Raw genomic sequence first — 21,365 nt, forward strand, 5'->3', positions numbered from 1 at the left:
ACTATAAGACAAAAAATGAAACCGCCGAACTCATCCAATAATTTAAGCAAGTATGAACAAAGTTTTGCTGATTTCGCCTGCGATTATTCAATTAAAGCGAGGGCGATCGCCTCAGTTTCACTCGCATTAACTTTTATAGCTTTAAACTTCATTTTCAAACTTTCACTTCCAATTCATATCTTCACAATTGCTGCTTTATTTCAATCTTTGATAAACCAACCATATCGTTTTCTGCGAAATCTGTTAAAATCGAGCGACAAAGTTCTGTTTATAACAAACATCATCGACATAATTGTTATTAGCATCGTTGTTTACTATGTAGGGGGATTATCTTTTACATTTGCAGGTTTTCTTTATTTAATTGTCATAGTTTTTAATGGAATTTTTGGGGGAACGACAAGAGCGTTGGTACTGGCAATTCTAAGTTCACTTGCAGTTATATTTCTTTACATCTTTGAAACACTTGAAATCCTTTATCACCCTACACTTATCACATTTCAAATCTCGGAACTTCAAAAAGTTGTACTTTTAATATCTTATATAGCCATTTTCTTTATTTTCGCAGTTCTTGCTCATATACCTTCGCAAAGGTTAAAACATGAACTTGTAAAACAGCGCGAAATTACCGCACAACTCGAACAGGAACATTTTATAACTGAAATGCTTTATGAGATTACAAACACAGTTATACGAGCCGAATCAATTGAAGAAGTTTATCAGCAAACATTAGATGGAATCACAAAAGCTTTAAATATAAACAAGGCATCCATTCTTTTATTTGACCCTGATGGTATTATGAGATTTAAGGCATGGGTTGGGCTATCGGAAAATTACAGGAAAGCAGTTGAAGGACATTCGCCATGGAAACCGGATGATCCCAATCCACAACCAATCTTTATAAGCAATGTAGAGAAGGATAGAACTCTTAACGAGAACCTAAAAAAGATAATTTTAAATGAAGGAATTAGGTCGCTTGGATTCATACCACTTGTTTTCAAAGGTAAGCTTCTTGGAAAATTTATGATCTATTATGAGCAACCGCACGAATTCACGCAGAGGGAAATAACTTTAATTCTCGCAATAGCAATACAGATATCTCTCTCGATAGGAAGAAAATTAATTGAAATTGAACTTACAAACTGGAGGGACAAATTCGAGAAGATAGTTCTTGCAATGAAAGAGGTCGTTTATGAATGGGATTTTGAGAATGACACGACAACTTGGGAGGGGGATCTCGAGGCTATCTTCGGTATAAAAAAAGAAGAGCTTAAAGAAAGAAAGTTTAGTTGGCAGGAATTTATTCACCCAGATGATGTTAATCTCATTATGCCAAAAATCAGCGATGCAATAAAAGGCACCGTTTCAACACTTGAGACGGAATACAGAATTAGAAGGAAAGATGGCAGTTCTATTTACTGCCTCGATTACGCTTATATAATTCGAGATGAAAACGGGAAAGCTATCAAAACAATCGGAATAATTTTTGATATAACCACACTTAAAGAAACGGAACAAAAGCTTTTAAAGAGAGAGAAAGTTTTAAAAGTGATAAACTATGCAGCGGGCATTTTAATAAAAACGATTGACTGGGAAAAAGAGATAGGCAAACTTATTGAAGCCCTCGGGGAATCAGCAGAGGTAAATTCTGTTTATCTATTCAAAAATCAGGAAAGAAACGGAGAACTTACAACAGGTTTAGTTGCAAGGTGGTACTCCTCAAATTTAGAGAAACAGGTAGAGGATTCACAATTACAAAACATATCATATAAGCTGAGTGGATTTGAAAGATGGCTTGATGTACTTGGAAGAAAAGAGGTTATACATGGATTTGTAAAAAACCTTCCCTTTAGAGAATATCTATTTTTAAGCTTTCTTGGAGTTAAGTCAATCCTTGTGGTTCCAATTTTCGTTGGTGATAAATGGTGGGGCTTTATAAGCTTAAACGACTGCAGGATTGAAAGAAAATGGGATGAGGCAGAAATTAATGCTATAAAAACATTCGCAGATATACTTGGGCTTACAATTCAAAGAAGCGAAAACGAAAAAGCGCTCCGTGAATCAGAGCAAAGATATAGAAAATTGTTCGAGGATTCAAAGGACCCAATTTACATAAGCACACCCGAAGGAAAGCTCGTAGATGTAAACCCAGCGTTTGTTGAACTTTTTGGATACTCATCAAAGGAGGAAATTTTAAAAGTTGATATACCAACAGAACTATACGAAAATCCAGAAGATAGAAAGAAAAATCTTGAAGCGATTGAAACACAAGGATATATAAAAGATTACGAACTTCATCTTAAGACAAAAGATGGCCGTAAACTTATAGTTTACGACACATCAACACCAATTTATGATGACAAGGGAAATATAATTGCATATCAGGGGATATTGCGTGATGTAACAAAAATTAAAATGCTTGAACAACAACTACTTCAATCTCAGAAAATGGAGTCGCTTGGAAGATTAACCGCTGGGATTGCTCATGACATTAACAATGCTTTAACTGTTATACTTGGAAACACACAGCTTGCAAAGCGACTTCTCACCCAAGGGGATATTGAAAAAGTTAATGAAAAATTTACAGAGATTGAAAATACAATAAGAAGAACAGGTGAATTTACGAAAAAGCTCTTGATATTCAGCAGAGAACAACCAGCAGTAATGAAAATAAGCGACCTGAATAGCATAGTAAATGATTTCACCAAAGTCATGCTAAAAGCTCTTCGTGAAAACATTAAAATCGAACTCATACTTGCACCAAAACTTCCAAATGTTAAAGTTGACCCTGCGCTGATAAATCAACTTCTTTTAAACCTTATAATTAACGCTCAAGAGGCAATCTATGGCGAAGGAAGGATAATAATTGAAACATACACAAGGTATATCGATCAAGAATATTGTGATTATCACCTCGAAGCAAAACCCGGCGAATATGTTGTTCTTTCAGTGTCTGATACTGGGATTGGAATAAGCAAAGAGATACTGCCAAGGATCTTTGAACCATTTTTCACAACAAAAGAACATGGAACGGGGCTTGGACTTTCAATAGTCTATGGAATTGTGAAACAACATGGTGGATTTATAAATGTTTACAGTGAGGTAAATCAGGGAACAATCTTCAGAATTTACTTCCCCGCGGTTTATGAATACGAAGAAGAGCGAGAAGCTAAAGAAGAAGCGAAACCTGAAATAAAGGGTGGCACCGAGACAATCCTTATAGCAGAAGATGAGGAAAAACTAAGAACAACCGTGATAGACATGTTACAAAGCCTTGGTTATAAGGTTTACTCAGCGAGCAATGGGCTTGAAGCAATTGAGATATTCAAAGAAAAAGCCAACGAAATTGATCTTGTCTTTCTTGATATTGTCATGCCAGTTTTAGGTGGTTACGAAGCGATGAAAGAAATCGTAAAAATAAAACCATCGATTAAGGTAATCTTTGCAACTGGATACAGCTTAAATGGGCTAAATTTAGAGTTTATTAAAGGTTTTGACCTGATTCAAAAACCATATTCCTACGAGACAATCGCTGTGAAAGTCAGAGAAGTTCTTGATAGAAAATGAACCTGCCAAAGAAATCAACGGCTAAGTTAAATTAAAAAATAAAAAGTTAAGAGAAATGCTAAAGGGACTAATTCCCATTATCTTTATTGGAATTGCAAATCTTGCACTCTCACAAAGAAAAACGGAAGTTGACACGGTAACATCGATCCTCGACTCATTAAGCACAATTTCAATCCGAACCTGGAAAGCCAGCCCTGATATTAAATGTCTCACCGGTGAAAAAGCCGAAGAAGTATTTACCAAAATTAACTTTGACGATTCAAAATGGGAGACATTAAGAATAGGGCAACGGATTTATGTTGATTCATGCTGGTTACGAACAAAGTTTACGCTACCTGAAAAAATGTTTGGGAAAGATGTAAGTGGAAGAATTATTTTCAAAGTCACTGTTGATGATTTGGGCTATCTGTGGGTAAATGAAAAGTATATTGGCTACATCCAATGGAGTGCGGAGTTTGATTTAACAGATATAGTTAAACCAGGTCAGGAATTTTTAATTGCAATTAAAGCGATCAATAGAGCAGGTCCCTTGAGAATTATAATGGCTGAGTTTGAAGTTGAAAGCTTAAAAGATTTTCTAAAGGAAATAAAAAATTTCTCACTTAGTTTAAAAGTTGGGCAAAAACTTTTAAGTTTTGATACCTACCAAGCAAATGATATGACCCGATACGATCCTGGCATAGATCGCTCAACGATTGATAAAAAAGAAAGAATAAAACTTAATTCTATTCTGCAAAGCGCAGTTAAAGAAATTGATTTAAATTCACTTACTTTGGGAGATGTTGAAAAGTTTAATATCTCACTTGAAAAAACAAGAGCGAAGTTAAAACCAGTTAGCGAATTCGCTAAAAAATTTACGCTTGTTTTTGTGTCCAATGCTCACATAGACGCTGCATGGCTGTGGCGTTCAAAAGAAACCGTCGAGGTGTGTAAAAATACCTTTAACTCTGTGATCAACCTTATGAGAAAATATCCACATTTAACCTATACACAAAGTTCGGCGGTTTACTATGAGTGGATGCGAACGCTTTACCCTGAACTTTTCAATAATATCAAAGAACAAATAAAATTGGGAAGATGGGAAGTTGTCGGTGGAACATGGATTGAGCCTGACTGCAATCTCCCAGGGGGTGAGTCATGGATGCATAACCTTTTGTATTCACAACGATATTTTAAAAAAGTTTTAGGTGTAAAACCCATTATCGGTTGGTTCCCCGACTCCTTCGGATATAACTGGAACTTGCCAACATTTCTCGCAAATGCAGATATAACTTATTTTATAACACAGAAATTAAACTGGAATGAAAAGAATGTTTTTCCCTACCGATTTTTCTGGTGGGAAAGTTTGGACGGTTCAAGGGTTTTGACTTACTTCCCATTTAGTTATGTTAATACGATTGAAAATCCATTCCGTCTTATCGATTGGCTAAGGCAGTTTGAGGCAAACACCGGGTTAAGGGAACTGCTTGTCCTTTTCGGGGTTGGCGACCATGGCGGTGGGCCAACGGAAGAAATGCTTAAAAGAATAGATGAACTTAAAAAACTTGACATTTTCCCAAATGTTAAATTTTCAACGGTTGAGGATTACCTTAAAACGATAGATAAAGAAATCCTAAAAAAACTACCAGTATGGAAGGACGAACTTTACCTTGAATATCACCAAGGTACATATACAACGCAATCAGACATCAAAAAATATAATCGTAAACTTGAAATTGCATTATCAAACGCCGAAAAATTTTCAACAATTGCAACACTGTTTAATTCAAATTATGATAATGAACTTTTTGAGAAATACTGGCTCAAATTTATATTTAATCAATTCCATGACATTCTGCCCGGTTCAAGCATAAGAGAAGTCTATTTTGATGCAAAAAAGGATTATGCGGAGATTGAGGAATTTACGAACTTTCAAATAAGAAAATCGCTTGACAAAATCGTTCAAAACATAAACACAGCTGAACTTAAAGAAGGAAACCCGCTTGTAGTTTTTAATCCAAGCTCTTGGCCAAGAACAGATCTTGTTGTAATTGAACTACAACCATTTGATAAAAATGAATATTCTATTTTCACTCTTTCCGGTGAAGAAATACCAACTCAAATAATAACCGATGGAAATAAAGCAAAGCTTATCTTCATAGCTGAAAATGTTCCACCACTTGGCTACAGAACCTATATCATAAAAAATCAAAAACCATCTGCGTTTAATAGCGAGATTAAAATTTCAAATAGAAGCATTGAAAATAAGTTCTTCAAAATTGAAATCGATACATCAACCGGATGGATAAAGGAAATTTTTGATAAAAGATTTAACAGGCAGATTTTAAATGGACATGGCAATAAACTACAACTTCTTGAAGATAAACCCACTGCATGGGATGCATGGAACATTGGTTTAACTGGGGTTGAGTTTGAGTCAAACTTTAAAAATTGTGAAGTGATTGAATCAGGACCAGTTTGTGCAGTCTTAAAACTTGAAAGGGAGTTTAGAAAACCAGATACGAGGTCATATCCACCCACTGAAACATTTCCAACAAGCTTTTTCACCCAGTATATAATTCTCTACGATAAAATCGAAAGGATAGACTTTACAACGGACGTGGATTGGTGGGAAGAGAATGTAATGCTCAAAGTTGCATTTCCGCTTACGGTTAAAGATACATTTGCAACTTATGAAATTCCCTACGGGCATATTAAAAGGTCAACCCAATTAAAAAATTCGTGGGATAGTGCAAAAGTTGAAGTGCCTGCTTTGAGGTGGGCTGATTTATCAGAAAAAGATTACGGGGTTAGCTTAATTAATGATTCAAAATATGGCTACGATTGTAAAGGCTCAACAATGCGTTTATCACTTCTGCGTTCACCGAAATGGCCAGATCCAACTGCCGACAGAGGTTTTCACAGAATTAAATATTCACTTTACCCACACAAAGGGACATGGAAAGAAGCAAAGACGCCAAATATCGCCTACGACTTCAACAATCCTCTCGTTCCAATTTTAACCGATAAACACGCTGGAAATCTACCACTTGAAAATTACTCTTTTATTAAACTCTCACCTGAAAACTTGATTTTAACAGTTTTGAAAAAATCGGAAGATTCAAATTCATGGACAATTCAATTTTACGAATCCCAAGGCGAGGAAACCGAAGCACAACTTGTTTTACCCTTCATCCCCTCGAAAGTTTTCAAATCTAATTTCCTTGAAGAAGATCGAGAAGAATTAAAATTCAATGGGGAAAGAATAACTCTTAAAGTTAAAGCAAACTCAATTACAACCCTAAAAATTTACAGATAAACAAAAAGGGCGTGGGAAACCACGCCCTTAACCAAATCTTACTTGACTAACATCATTTTCCTCGTTTTCTCAAAATTACCAAACTTAAGCTTATACAAATAAATCCCACTTGAAACTGGTTTCCCGTTTTTATCTTTCCCATCCCACGTCACCGTATGCTTACCTTTCGGGAATTCCTGTTCATCAATTAATCGGACGACCTCACGACCAGTGACATCATAAATTATCAAGCTGATTTTCTTATCAACTGGCAGATAGAAAGATATATTTGTCGTAGGGTTAAACGGATTTGGATAATTCTGGTAAAGTTCATAATCATCTAGGGTTATAACTGTGATATCTCTAACCTTTACGCTTGTTGCAACATCAGATTCAATAACTCTAATTATTCTTCTATTGAATGTATTTACAGTTCTAACAACCGAATCAGTTACATATGCGTTTGTGTTCGGGTCAAAACGCATATATTTTATTGTTATGCTATCAGGAATACTTTGATAGCAAAAGGCCAACTCACGCTTCATATTGTTATCAAGGTCAATTCCACCAGCAACTAAGCGAGGAACGAAAAATTGTTCATTTCTAAGAACTCGCTTTACCTTAATCCCAAGAGAATCTATCACATAAAGGGTATCTCTTGGATTATGTGTTGGAGTTATAACATCCAGAGAATCTCCTGAATATAAAACTCTGATTGAATAGCTACTTGAATCTAAAATATTGCCACCATTGTAAGTTATTTCAATTATATCAAACCCAGTTATACCGGCAACATACAAATTGGGTTTATTATCCCCATCTTGATTTCCAGCGAAAACAGAAAACACAGTACTCCCACCTGATACATGCTGGAATAGTTTAACAACTTTTGTCGAATCCACTTCAAGCACATTATCCCCAGGGCTATAGTTAACAATATATAATTCATCTGCTGGATACCTAACAAGGAAAACTTCATCGTTTCCATCTTTATCAATATCTGCTACAGCAGCTCCAAGTAAGCTAACACCGTCAAGACCAGGAGATGCTTGATAAAAGCGTTTCGGTGAGCTTGTATCCGCAAGAACATAAGTATCAGGGCTTGGAACCTTAACTATGAAAACATTTTGATAGTTATATGAATTAAAAACAATCTCCTTTTTCCCATCGCCATCAAGATCTGCCACAGCAAAAGTCCAAGGACTACCGCTACCATAACCAGCCCTGGGACTGATATAAAACTCAGTTTTTAAGGTAGCAAATGGATCATTAACCTCAGTGCCATCAAGGGAATAAATTATATAGACATCTTCTCTAGTAGTGTTGGCATCATCTTTAGCTACAATTAATTCCTGTTTATTATCCCCATCAACATCATAAGCCGCAAGTGCTTGAACTGTAAATCTAGCAAATGAATCTGGCGGGGCGTAATAAAGAGATGCATAGAAAAATTGTTCCTTCGTTGGATCTCCATATTTATTTTCTCCCACATTACCATTCCATTCATAAACATATATCCCCCTTATAGGTATTTCCGATGCATCAACATTACCTATTGCAAAAGTTATTTCAGGAAGCCCATTGCCATCTAAATCTGTGATAACAACATCTCTTGGCGTTGAATTACGACCAACCCTTGCAGCTCCGATTGGCGGGGATGACCACACAAGTTCAAGTGTATCCTTTCCAACATACTCAAACAGATGAACTCTGGAGTAATAGTAATCAGTTGCTATCAGTTCTAATTTCCCATCTTTATCGGTATCAAATCCTGCCTTTATGGAGCGTACGTGTAAAGGTCCACCAGCAGCATACCATTTAGTCGTATCTTTAACAGGTGGAGCATAAGTAGCTTTCCAATGAAATCCTGTCTGTGATACGACAACTTCAGATAACAAGAACAAAATAGTAAGTAAAGAAATTAACCTCTTCATTTTTAACCTCCGCAAGTTTGTTTGTCAATAACCATCTTTGAACTTAATATAAGAAAGCATATATTGAATGTCAACAAGAAAATTCAGAATTCCCCCATAATTAAAAATTTTTCATTTGAGCCAGTGAAAAAACAAAAAAGGGTGTGGCAATTCAACCACACCCCAGTTATCTTAATTCACTTCAAAAGAATCATTCTCCTTGAAACCTCAAATTTACCCGCTTTAATTTTGTAAATATAAACTCCACTTGCAACCCTTGCTCCACTTTCATCAGTTCCATCCCAACTCAACCTATGTCTTCCAGCTACGAAATGCGTATTTTCCACCAAGGTTTTAACCAATCTTCCATCGATTGTGTAAATTTTTAATGTTACAAATTCATCCTTCGGCAAATTGAATTCAATCCATGTCGTCGGGTTAAATGGGTTTGGATAGTTTTGAGCAAGATAATAACCCGTTAAAATTTCGTCATTTTGGGCTTGAACCTTCACAGCCACATCACTTTCAAACACAATGAAAAATCCCCTCGTTGAATCAGGTCTTTGCAATGAGCCAATGACAACTTCTCTTTTACCGTCTCCATCCATATCTACCCCTGGAATGCTAACATAATAATATCTTGGGGTTCCAATTGTATCATCAAGGAATACACTCCATTCCCAACTTGTCGAGTCAGCGAAAGAACCAGAACCTTTATATTCAATGTGGTAAACATTTCGATAATTCCCAGCCACAATTATATCTAAATTTCCATCACCATCCAAATCCCCATAATCAGCTCCTCGAGTATAATCCCAACCACCAACTTTACGGAAGTAGGTTGAATCAATCTCACTCACATCATTTGGTTTCTTATTCTCAATAAATACAAGCTGCCCATTTGTTGCCATTGCAAATCCTTCTGGGTAACCATCGTTATCCATATCCATAAATTTCAAATTTCTTAATGTTCCAACCGTAGTTCCTGAACCAATGTGCGAATTTCTGACAACTTTTTTAATAACATAATTATCAGGTCCTTCAGCTTCAACTATTACCCATGTAAAATCAGTCCATGTTCCAAACCAAATTTCCTTCTTCCCGTCTTTATCAAAGTCTGTTACCGCAATATCAAATGCCCAAGTTGCGGTAAGAGAACTATCTTTAAATTCAACCTTGAATGTAGAAAAGGGTCCAAGGTCATTTCCATCAAGTGAGATTATCCAAGTGTGAATTCCTGATGTTCTGTCTATCAATGCTATCTCTTGCTTGCCATCGGCGTCAAAATCATCAGGCAAAAGATATGTTAACCTAAACCCAGCATCGCCATCCGCCGAATAGTCTAAATTCCAACTGAACGTTGGTTCACTTGGGAATGTTCCAGATTGAGAATCAAATTCATAAAAAAATATCTTATCTGGATTTGAAATCCCTGAGTTAGGGTCAGCATTAGAGGGGTTAACAAAACAAATTTCATAATTCCCATCCCCATCAACGTCTGTAATATTTACGCCAGGAAAACTATAACCCGTCGTAACCGATGTCAAAGGTAATCCAACAGACCACAAAAGTTTGTAATTATCATTACCATTATTCTCAAACCAAAAAATCCATTTCGTCGTATCTCCCGAAGATGGGCTTGAAACAGTCGGATCATTTATCGCAAGTATTTCAAGTTTCCCATTCTTGTTTAAATCTAAACCAGCGATGACGTCATCACAACCATCAATCTTAGGGATAACTGGATAATTCGCTACATAAGAGACATGGAAACCTGATTTCAAGTAATACAATGGATATTGAACTTGAGCCAAGGAAACTGAAACCAACGAGAGTAAAATAAGTAAAGCAAGAGTTTTTTTCATATCGTCCTCCCATTTTTAGTTTTAACTTTAGAACCAGAGTGTGAAAAACAGGTAGGTGCTTTTGATTATCTTCCTACTTTAAAAAATGATATTAAGGTGCTACCTTCTAAATCTAAAAATAGAAAACCCGATAAACTTTGTCAAGGGAAAACTTATAAATTTCAAGGTACTTAAAAATTCTCTAAGAATAACCCTCGTTCGAGTCCAGAAGAGGGTGTGATTTTATCTTTGCATTAAAAGATACATCCACTCTTCATTCTTTATCTCGCCGACAAGCGTTGAATGCAAAAGCTCATACGAACCAAAACCTGTTCTATCTCCAAATACAAATATAACTCCGCCTTGCAAATTATAATAATGCCAAATTTCATACGGTTTCATATTTTCAGAATATGGATACCTTTCTACTTCATCGGGGGGTCCGTAAATAATGTAAACTCTTCCTCTATCAGTTCTCCAGCCTGGTGTCAACCTGGTTGCAAACTTTACATTTGCTTGCTCAACCCTTTCAAGGTATTTTTTTCTAAATTCAACACCGCCTCTCCTTGCCCAGAAAGCCCCAAGAAACCTACGCTTTGCATCAACACCTTTTAATTGCGAATATATACTTGCTTCCTCCTGAGTTGAGATATAAACTGCCTTCGAAAATTCGTCATCAAGGGATTTCTCATCAATCCCCAATAGTTCAGCTGTGATCGATGATGTATCAATTCTCGGCGCTACACTAGGATTATAGATGAAAAATTTTCTCCTGTTTTCTGCAAGAATTGACCCATCAACTTCAGATATAACGACATCAAGATAATAAATACCTGTTGGCAACATATTAACATTAACAGTTCCAACCTCAACAACAGAATTGTAAACTTTATTCCTTACAAATTTTCTTTCCCTGATATCAGGCACTTTGTTTTGATTATTGTCAAGAACGCTTATGTTAATATGAAATTGCTCTCCTTTAACCCCACTCAAAACATTGTAAAGTTCAAAATAGTAATAAAGCACTGGAACATTTAAACCGTATAAAGCCGTTGGATTTGGAACAACCCTATAAGAATTCTTGTAAAAAACATCCGTTGTGTCCGTTGACTTGCTTATCGAGTAACAAAATTCTAAACTGCTTATCATTAATTTATCCTTGCTATCAAACACAGGGACATTAACATCAAATGAGACACTATCATAATTTTGAGTATTGTGAAGGTCAAGAGCTCTCATAATTATCCGATATTTCCCGCTTGGGACATAAAACCTCAAAACATCCACAATATCCTCGCCAGCAACTTTACTTGTATCTTCAAAGCTTGTCTCCACCTTCCAACCTTTTCTAATCAAAGTTGAATCTTTCTCAATATTAATAACATCAAGCCGTAAATATGCTGAAATGTTATATCTACCATTTTTAAATTCGTATAAAAACTTTGACTTCTGAAGCGAATAAAATATCTCAAGGTAACTTTCTCTTTCGGAATGACGAAATACGGAGTAATCAACATTTAAACCAAGTCTTCCCTCAACGAAAAGATTCGCAAACAAACCAATGAAGGTGAAAAGCAATAGATTCATCGTGATTTTTTGGCTTTATTTAGTTTGGCAAATTTGTACTTAAATAAAAAAGGGTGAGCCCAGAACTTTATTCCGAGCCCACCCCAAACCTCAACTTAACAGTTCAGAGAAAGTAAGGTTACATTGCAACTCTAACTGTAAGGAATTGATTGTTGTTGAAGAATTTAACCTTTCTGTATGTATACTCAACGCTTGCCTCAAGAGTTCCACCAAGCGGTATATTTAGACCAACGCCAAAAGATGGCGAATTAAATATGTAATCAGCTTCATTAACATAAGAATACCCAAGCCTCAGGAAAAGCATATTGTTGAACGAATACTCAAGCCCTCCCTTATATTCATCAAGCGTGAAGTTATTATTTTGGAAGCTTCCAGCAAGTGTAAGCGAATGTGCCTCACCAACTTTCAAATTGTAAGCAAATCCGAGCTCAAACGCAGCAGGAAGCTCAAATTCTTGAAGTGGCACTCTTAAAGACCTCACGGGTGCACCTGGTTCAGAACCTGGGATAACAACACCCCATTCAAGGTCTGGTCCATCAAATCTCATGTTTCCACCCACATTTTTCATAACCGCACCAAATCTCAAACCGCTTTCAAGGCGATACTGTAAACCTATATCAACCGCAAAGCCAACTGCTGACTCTCTTAAAATTCTCTCGCTTATAAGTTTGAAGTTTGCTCCAACATAAATTCTGTCAGTCATCCTTCTTGAATATGAAAGCGCAGCTGTAAGATAGTTCGGGCTAAATGTTTCACCCGTCCCATCAGGTGCATCAACGGTCGTAAGTGGAATCTGACCGAAATCAAGCGACTTTAAACTTAAACCAAATACACCAACACCACCAAAATTAGCAATCACAGCGAGATAATTCACCTTCAAATCAGCGATAAATGAAACATGTGAAAACATTGCTTCTGCTGACTTATTCACAAAGCTTGCTCCAGCTGGATTCCAGAACAATGCATCAACTCCATTTGCTTCAGCAACAACTCCACCACCAAGTGCGACACCTCTTGAACCCACAGGAATTCTCAACTCCTCTGCCCCTGCTGTCCCTTTACGCTTGCTTGTCCCTGCTTCAAGCGATGTCAAAATTATTGCTAAACTTATGAATATTAATGTTATTTTTTTCAACATCTCTCTTACTCCGTTGTTTATTTTTTAATTTTTAAAACCTATAAAAAGCCCCGGCGCAGGCAAATGCACCGGGGAACTCTTTATTAGAAGTATCTCAATCTCTCCTCTCTCTGGAAGACAACAACTTTCAAAATCTTGCTGCCAACGCCAGGCACATCAACATGAACGATATAAATTCCGCTTGCCACAGGCACACCAGCTTCATTTCTCAAATCCCACCTCGCATAAGGACTATCGTCATCCTTCTGAATTGTTCTAATAAGGTCTCCAGCAACTGTGAATATCCTTATTGTGCACTTATTAGGTAATCTTGTGAATGTAATGAATGCTTCGGTTATATCCTTCTCAAGTGGTGATGCTCCAAAGTATGGATTCGGGAATGCATTAACTTTTTCAAGGTCAGATTTCGCAGTCTCAACTGAATATGTCGGTGCAGAAGGAGCAGTTATCTCGAACACATCGTTAACAGTGTTTGGATGATTCGCATATATCTCTAACTCATCACCACTGCTAAATGCAACATTACCCCTGCGATTCCATGTAGCCATATACATAACGGGCAAATCGTTGTTAAATATATCCACTGATAAATTCGGATCTTGTGTCTCACTATAAGCAACATCAAATATAAACAGCCATTCACGAGGTCCTGAAGCTGCAATATTATCATAAACATTAAAATCACCAGGCCAATATTTTCCGTCTACAAGTCCGTTTGTAGCATTATTCTCCAAAAATCCAACAGCAAGTCTCCTTGGTGGATTCGCCTCTATGTCATACACAGCGAGCGGAACATTCTTTTGTCCATTCAAACCGAACTCCTGAAATGCATATCCTCCAGCTGGGTTCTTTATATATGGCGCAAATTCTGGCTTTGCCGGAGCTGCATTTGCCCTTCTTAAATATCTATACCCAAACGATGCATTTTCTGGAGCACCTGTAATATTACCATCAGTATCAGTATTAGCGAAGACAATTCTTATATTCCTTAACTTATCAGGAGTAACAACATCACTGTGCTCATTACCGCTCACAAACAAGCCATATGGTGAAATATATCCAAATGCACCATTGAATGTAAACAAATGTTCTGGCAAACCAAAACCTGTCATAATATCCGCATTAGCCCATGTCAACTTTCTCGTTCCCTTGGTCCACGCCCAACCTTTCGGCCCAGGTAGTGGTCCAACAACTTTAAATTGAATTCCATCTACAACGGTATAGTTACCATCGCCACTCTGATTTGTCTGCCCGCTTAACTTAACTTGATTTGTATTAAGATCAATGAGTTTCCATGTGATTTCACCAGCCACTTCTTCAAATCGTACTTCATACTTATGTCCGGTTAACTTTGTCGGATCAACCACAAGACCAAACACTTCACCATCACTCACACCTTGCTTGTGAATACCTCTTACAGTATCACCAACCGCGCTTGTATACCTTACACCAGGGCTAACAGGCTTTGGCGTAACAGTTATTATATTTCTTGCGCTTTCATAGAATCTTGGCACGCCATATGGGTTATATGCATAGGCAGTTACCGCAAAGTAATAAGGTCTTCCATTGACGAGAGGTTTATCATTAAGGTAATCTTTCTTTATTCTTATAGTTCTTTCAATTCCACTGTCAGTTCCTTTGACAACGGTAACTTCAATATTTTCACCTCTCGCTGGATCAAATACCCAATCCTTTATGTCCTTAACATCATTCACAACATCAAAAACTGCAATCCTTGTCCATTTTGTTGGTTGAGTTGGTGAATCAAACTGATAAACAATAAATCCTTCAAAGTTATATCTTGTCGGATTTCCATCTGGATCACGGTCAATTAAGTCTATCTCGCTATATTCATCGATATTTTTGTCATAAGGCCAATAGAGAATGATCTCTCTGTCAAGCTCTGCAACTTGAACATTTGGAGCTGGTGGTGTCGGTGGAAGTTGGAAATCAATATCATAAGCTATCTGCGCTTGCCTGTCGACAAGTTTTAAAACCGTCACACTATTAACATTGCTTGAACCTCTCGCAATAAGCAAACCGAAAACGATTTCCTGTGTATCACCAGGGGCAAGTGTAAATGGACCATTTGACATCAAAAATCTTCTATCACCCGGCGATAAGGTCGTAGGACCAACTCTTGTCCCATCAAGCCAACCTGTTCTTGCCTCTGGATCGCCTGGGAAAACAAATCTCGTTGCTTGATTTGTGTTAGGATCAACATAAGGTGTTCCATCTGCAAGATATCCTTTCATAAAGTTATACGCTTCATCTGCAAATTCAGGATCACGATACGGGAACGGTGCACCATTCCAGTAGAATGTAAACGCATACATCGGGAGGTTCTTATATCCTTTCCACCATTTACCAAATGCCTTTGCTGAATCATTCGGATTGCCAGTGTATACTCTTACCCCTTGGAAGAAGTCCCTTCCAATTGCTGGCGGTGCAGAACCATAAACATTATCTGTATTACTTGCGTTATAGCAATATCCCAAGCTCAATGTTGTATCACATCCAACATAATCATCACCTGCATATCCAAGGTCAGGGTCATCCCAAAGTGCGACAAATGTTGAATCGTATGTATTGTTGCCTTTATTGATTATTAAACACTTCACAAACATCATATCACCAAATGCGTCAACCCTATTATATCCCCAAATCGTCATTTGAACTTCAAGTCCCATCGGTGCAGTTTTAAAGATATTGTGCGCAGCTGGATTAGCATCATTAAATACCATCCACAATGTTTGATCACCCATCAAAAGAGGGTCTATCAACGCCCCTTGTGAAAACACCATCACCATTAACATCCTCCCATGGAGCTCCGTCCTCAACGGGCCAATTCAGGTAATCATCACTTGGGTTATAAAGATCTGTCTTATTGATTTTCCAAATTTTATACCTCGGATTATCTGGATTATCCGGCTGACCATTCGGAAGTATCTTACCAGGTTCAAATTCAACTTGATATTCAGCAGCGGCTGTTCTTAATTCACCTGTTCCTCTTACTTTACCTGCAACCCAAACTCCAGCAGCAAAATCGGCCGTCTTATGAGACCCCTTGGGCCACTCAAGTCCAGCATCACCCGTCCTGTGATAGCTCACATATTGACCGGTATTTTCAACATCATTTGAAATTCTGTTAACATCAAATTTTTCCAGAACTAAAACATTTGATTTCAATATCGATGCAATTTTCCCACGTTCGCTGTTTCTTTCTTTAGCTGCTACTGTTAAGGTAAAGGCAAAGATAAACAATGTTAAAATTACAATTAACCTTCGCATACTTGTTCCTCCGGAATTTATTTTTTAAAAATCAACCGAAAGCGGGCACGCTTTTTAAGGCGTGCCCGAGGTAACTAAAAAATCTTACAAATCAATTCTGAACCCAAATCTTACTTGTCTTGGCTCGCCCCAGTTATATGGATGTGCAAGCATATAATTATACAACTTCACAGCCTCTGGACCATGGTTCTCAGCCCATGTAGCACCTTCAGGTGTTCTAAACCATCCATCGGCATCAGGCAAGCCAGTTGAGTTGTAAACACTCAAAACATTCTTGCTGTCGAATAAGTTGATCACCCACAGATAAACGTCAAAATTAACTCTTCCGATCTTAATTAACTTATCAACCTTCAAGTCAAGCTGGCTGGTCCAAGGACCATAACCTGAGTTAACCGCTGCCTTCGGAATCTGCCATCCTGGACCATAGATATAGCTCCTGTACTCAACTGGTGTGTAAGGCAACCCACTTCCAAATCTGAACAAGAGGTTAATTCCAAAGTATTCAAATGGCTTAACTCCAAATACTGTTGGACCATCACCTTTTTCAGTTCTAAAGTCAACATTGATGCTACCCGTATGACGCTGATCGAAATCAAGTGGCGCTACAAATGTCGGGAAGTTTCCACCAAGCCATGCGATGTTAAAGTTCGTCGTCGCTGCTGAACCAGTTCCAGCAGCATATTGCAGTGTGTAGTTTACAACAGCAGCAACTCTATTTGTACGTCTCAAATTGAAGCTAAACGATAATCCCTTTATCGTTCCATAGTCGCCGTTTACATACATTGCGTAAGCCGTTGGAGTGGCAAGAATATTTTGTATCTGGATAAGGTCTCTTGTTTCCTTATAGTATGCGGTGATATCAAGGCTTGCATTTCTTGTAATTTGTTGAGCAAAGCCAACCTCATAAGCAATTGTCTTCGGAGGTCTCAAGTTCGGATTACCAGCACGGATATAGTTACCAGATCTAATGTACTGCGCAAACAATATCGTGCTTGTGTAGAACAAGTTCAACTGTGGTGCTTGGCTAAACACACCATACTGAGCATGGAATACCGTTCTGTCTGTAACAGGGAATGAAATACCTAATCTCGGAGCAAAGATATAATATGGCTTCGATGCCTTAAAGTTGGCGTCCGCCATATCATACCAGTCACCCTTTGACTCAAGGATAATCTTGGTAGGATCGACAAGCTGATCCGTATTTGGGTTGACGTAATCAACACGCAAACCAAGGTTCAAGATCAACTCCGGCAACTCAATTTTATCCTGAATATAAGCTGCTCCAACGATCGGATGCTTTGCTCCATTTCTACCAGTGTTAATTTCGGTCTTACCGGTTACATCATAACCAAGCGTGTTAACGAAAGCTGTTTGATAAATATTTTCATTCGAACCAGTTGGATTGTTTCTTCTGTTGTTCGCTATATCAAGTGCCCTCAACCCATAAACTCTAATCGTGTTATACCTTAAATCAAATCCAGCTTTAATTTCATGCACTCTTCCAAGCTGATGCAAGATATCAAATTTAACTCCAACATAGGAAGACAGGTTCTTTGAGTAGTTTGGATAAACTGTGTTTTCCTGAGCAAACAATGAGAATGGTCTAAATGGCTGATTTCTACCCCAATCTCTAAGTTGTGGGTTCTTATTCTTATCACCATATGATTCAATATCATCCCACCAGATATTATCACCTGATTCTGTAAATGTCCTATACCAGCTGAACATTAATGTGTAAAATGTTGAGGGTGAAAGCGTATGCGTTAACTTTGCATAATAACCATGTGTTGTTTCTTCAGTTCTTGGCATCCTTCCATAGTTAAATGCAGAATAAGAATGGATGTATTCCCTATCCGTTCTGAAAAATGAAGTTCCCCCAATCCTCAAGTTAATTGGCTTAAAGTCAAACACCACATTTCCATTAAATAACCACCTCGAGGTTGAGTTACCTCTCAAAATCCCAGCTGGTATGTTAATGTTAAATGTATCTTGACCTTCAACAACTGTCGCTTGAACACCATTATAGAAAGAAGGTCTCCTATTTCTCATAAATGTTCTCTCAAGGGCAGCAAAAAACCTTATTTTATCAAACCCTGGAATTAATGGACCACCAAGGCTAATGGAGTACAAACTATAACCTTGTGAATAAGCCCCCGTTAAAACATTTTTCTTGTAGAAGTTTGGATTTCCTGTTTCTCTGCTTCTAAAGAACCCACCATATTCATCGGTTATCATTTCAAGTGTCGCTGAATATCTCGTTCCACCTGTCTTTGTTGTCGTAATGACAACACCAGACATCGCATATCCATACTCTGCGTTGAATCCACCTGCCTGATAAGAAACCTCTTCAATTGCCGTTGTGACGACTTCACCCGTCCTTGCGTAGTTATATGGGTTATTAAAGTAAACACCATCAACATAGTATGCAACCTCTTCGCTTCTTCCACCTCTAACATATATTGTTCCACCGACCTGGACTACACCAGTTTGAATTGCGACGACGCTTGTATAACCACGCAAAGGCATATTTTGAACATCTTCAGCACGAACAACTCTTATCTCATTTGTCGCTGTCTTTTCAATTAATGGCTTTTCCGCTACAACTTCAACTGTTGGAACCTGAATTGCCTCACTTGGTAATTCAAAGTTGACCTCGGTAGTTAAACCAACGGTTACCCTGACATTTCTGACCGTTATCGTTTGATAACCAACATAGCTTGCCTTAACGGTGTAAATCCCAGGAGGGACATTTAAAATAACATAGTTACCGTTCAAATCAGTTGAGGCACCAAGTAATGTTCCTTCAATTATTACGTTGGCCCCAATTAAAGGTTCTTTTGTTTCCATGTCAACAACTTTACCCGCTATTTTACCAACCTGTGCCAAAATTAACCCCGGCAAAATTAGCAACAACGATAAAATTAACAGTTTGCGATACATATCTTTATTCCTCCTGATATGTTTGTTTTGGTGTGTTTAGGAAACAAATGGAAGAAACTTTTAATGGTGAGTTTAAAAGTAAGTAGCAGTATATCAACTTGCTATCAGAATTTTGTTTTTAGTTTTGCATAATAAATATAACACTTGAAAACAACTTTGTCAAGATTTTTTTAAAGAAACAAAATGTGCGATATGCAAAAACTGTGCCAAAAATTAAAACCTAACAACCCTTACATCGAAAATACCATCTATTGCCGAGATCTCACGCAAAACATCTTGAGGTATCTCGTTGTCAAGACTCATCACAGTTAAAGCTTTTTGACCAATCCCATATCTCCCAAGTGATAGATCAGCAATGTTAATTTCTGAACGAGCAAGAATTGCACTAACCGACGCAAGCATGCCAGGCCTATCAATATTTGAATAAACAAGCAAAATTCCCTCTGGCTTAAAATCGAAACGAAAATCGTCAACCCCAACGATCCTAATATCATTATTCCCAAAAACTGTCCCAGAAACAGTCCTTGTCTCCTTATCTGTTTTGACTTCAAACTTTAAAAGATGCGTGTAATTACCTTTATCCTCACCAACCTTTTCATTCACAACAAGCCCAATCTCCTTTGCGATCACAGGGGCATTAATGTAGTTTATAGGCTCACTCATAAGATAGTTTAACATCCCTTTCAAAAACGCAGACATTAAAATCTGCGAGGAATTTTTTAACAACTCTCCAACAAAGATACCAGTCACACTTGTTATTTTCCCTTTCAAAATTTGAGCCTGAAATAGACCGATCTTTTCAGCAAGCAAAAGATAAGGTTTTATTTCTTCGTTCATCGCAAACTGCAAAATTTCAGCGTTGACAGCACCAACAATCGCTCGCTCCTTTAAAGCATCGGCAATCTGGTGTGCTATTTGAATTGCAACTTTTTCTTGGGCTTCCTCTGTAGCTGCACCAAGGTGAGGTGTTACAATAACTTTTGGATGCTTAATCAAAGGATGATCTTTGGGTGGGGGCTCCTGAGCAAAGACATCAAGTGCAGCACCAGCAACATGTCCGGATTCAATTGCTTCAAGCAAAGCCATTTCATCAATGATCCCACCACGAGCACAATTTATTATCCTAACCCCGCGCTTACACTTTGCAAGTTCATTTCTACCTATCATCCCACGCGTTTCATCGTTTAAAGGTACATGAACAGTTATAAAATCACTTCTTCTATAAATTTCATCAATCTCAGAGACAAGCTCAACTCCAAATTTTAAAGCAATCTCAGAAGAAACTACGGGATCATAACCAATCACATTCATGCCAAAAGCTTTACACCTTATCGCCACCTCACGTCCTATCCTCCCAAGGCCAATTATACCAATGGTCTTACCGTAAAGTTCCACTCCCATAAACTTCTTTCTCTCCCAATTTCCCATTTTTAAATCATTGCACGCCTGTGGTATATTTCTTGCAAGCGCAAGTATTAAACTCATTGTATGCTCAGCCGTTGAAATTGTATTCCCCCCTGGTGTATTCATCACAATTATACCGCGCCTCGTTGCAGCTTCAACATCAATGTTATCAACTCCAACCCCAGCTCGAGCAATCACCTTCAAATTCTTCGCCTCATTAATTATGTCCGCCGTTATCTTAGTCCCACTCCTAACTATTAAAGCGACATAATTGTTGATTATCTTTTTAATCTCCTCCTTTGAAATCCCTGGCTTCAAATCAACTTCAAAACCTTCATCTTTTAAGATGTTAACACAACTTTCCTCAATCGGATCTGTTATCAAAATCTTCATTTGCTTTTCATGTT

10 protein-coding genes are annotated in these 21,365 nt (G+C 37.7%); 2 read left to right on the forward strand and 8 right to left on the reverse strand.

Annotation, left to right across the window (positions count from 1 at the left end; genetic code table 11):
- The first annotated feature begins 15 nt into the window (after positions 1-15).
- Complete coding sequence (locus AWW78_RS00340) at positions 16-3,564, forward strand: PAS domain S-box protein (RefSeq protein ID WP_047133708.1); 3,549 nt, start codon at positions 16-18, stop codon at positions 3,562-3,564.
- A gap of 55 nt (positions 3,565-3,619) precedes the next feature.
- Positions 3,620-6,862, forward strand: coding sequence for an alpha-mannosidase (locus tag AWW78_RS00345; protein WP_075425987.1), 3,243 nt, complete (start codon positions 3,620-3,622; stop codon positions 6,860-6,862).
- A 38-nt stretch (positions 6,863-6,900) separates the two neighbouring features.
- On the opposite strand, the gene AWW78_RS00350 is transcribed toward AWW78_RS00345, so the two are convergent.
- From AWW78_RS00350 to serA, 8 genes are all read right to left on the reverse strand, one after another.
- Positions 6,901-8,775, reverse strand: coding sequence for an FG-GAP repeat domain-containing protein (locus AWW78_RS00350; protein WP_047133709.1), 1,875 nt, complete (start codon positions 8,773-8,775; stop codon positions 6,901-6,903).
- Between the two features lie 176 nt (positions 8,776-8,951).
- Positions 8,952-10,619 carry an FG-GAP repeat domain-containing protein gene (locus AWW78_RS00355; protein WP_047133710.1) on the reverse strand — a complete coding sequence of 556 codons (1,668 nt, stop codon included), beginning with the start codon at positions 10,617-10,619 and terminating at the stop codon, positions 8,952-8,954.
- A 222-nt stretch (positions 10,620-10,841) separates the two neighbouring features.
- Positions 10,842-12,185, reverse strand: a complete 1,344-nt coding sequence (locus AWW78_RS00360) for a GWxTD domain-containing protein (RefSeq protein ID WP_075427020.1) — start codon at positions 12,183-12,185, stop codon at positions 10,842-10,844.
- A 118-nt stretch (positions 12,186-12,303) separates the two neighbouring features.
- On the reverse strand, positions 12,304-13,323 hold the full coding sequence (locus tag AWW78_RS00365) for a PorV/PorQ family protein (protein ID WP_047133712.1): 1,020 nt from the start codon (positions 13,321-13,323) through the stop codon (positions 12,304-12,306).
- Positions 13,324-13,406: 83 nt separating this feature from the next.
- Complete coding sequence (locus AWW78_RS00370) at positions 13,407-16,127, reverse strand: hypothetical protein (protein WP_218059840.1); 2,721 nt, start codon at positions 16,125-16,127, stop codon at positions 13,407-13,409.
- Positions 16,081-16,614 (reverse strand): hypothetical protein, encoded by a 534-nt coding sequence (locus AWW78_RS00375; RefSeq protein ID WP_047133714.1) that lies wholly within the window; start codon positions 16,612-16,614, stop codon positions 16,081-16,083. The genes AWW78_RS00370 and AWW78_RS00375 overlap by 47 nt, the downstream gene beginning before the upstream one ends.
- Before the next feature lie 84 nt (positions 16,615-16,698).
- Entirely contained in the window at positions 16,699-19,554 is a 2,856-nt protein-coding gene (locus AWW78_RS00380; protein ID WP_047133715.1) for a TonB-dependent receptor, read from the reverse strand.
- Between the two features lie 213 nt (positions 19,555-19,767).
- The gene (gene serA, locus AWW78_RS00385) at positions 19,768-21,351 is read right to left on the reverse strand and encodes a phosphoglycerate dehydrogenase (RefSeq protein WP_047133716.1); all 1,584 of its coding nucleotides are present in this window, start codon (positions 21,349-21,351) and stop codon (positions 19,768-19,770) included.
- Positions 21,352-21,365 lie beyond the last annotated feature (14 nt).

The organism is Candidatus Kryptonium thompsonii (assembly GCF_001535985.1).
Lineage (GTDB): Bacteria > Bacteroidota > Ignavibacteria > Kryptoniales > Kryptoniaceae > Kryptonium > Kryptonium thompsonii.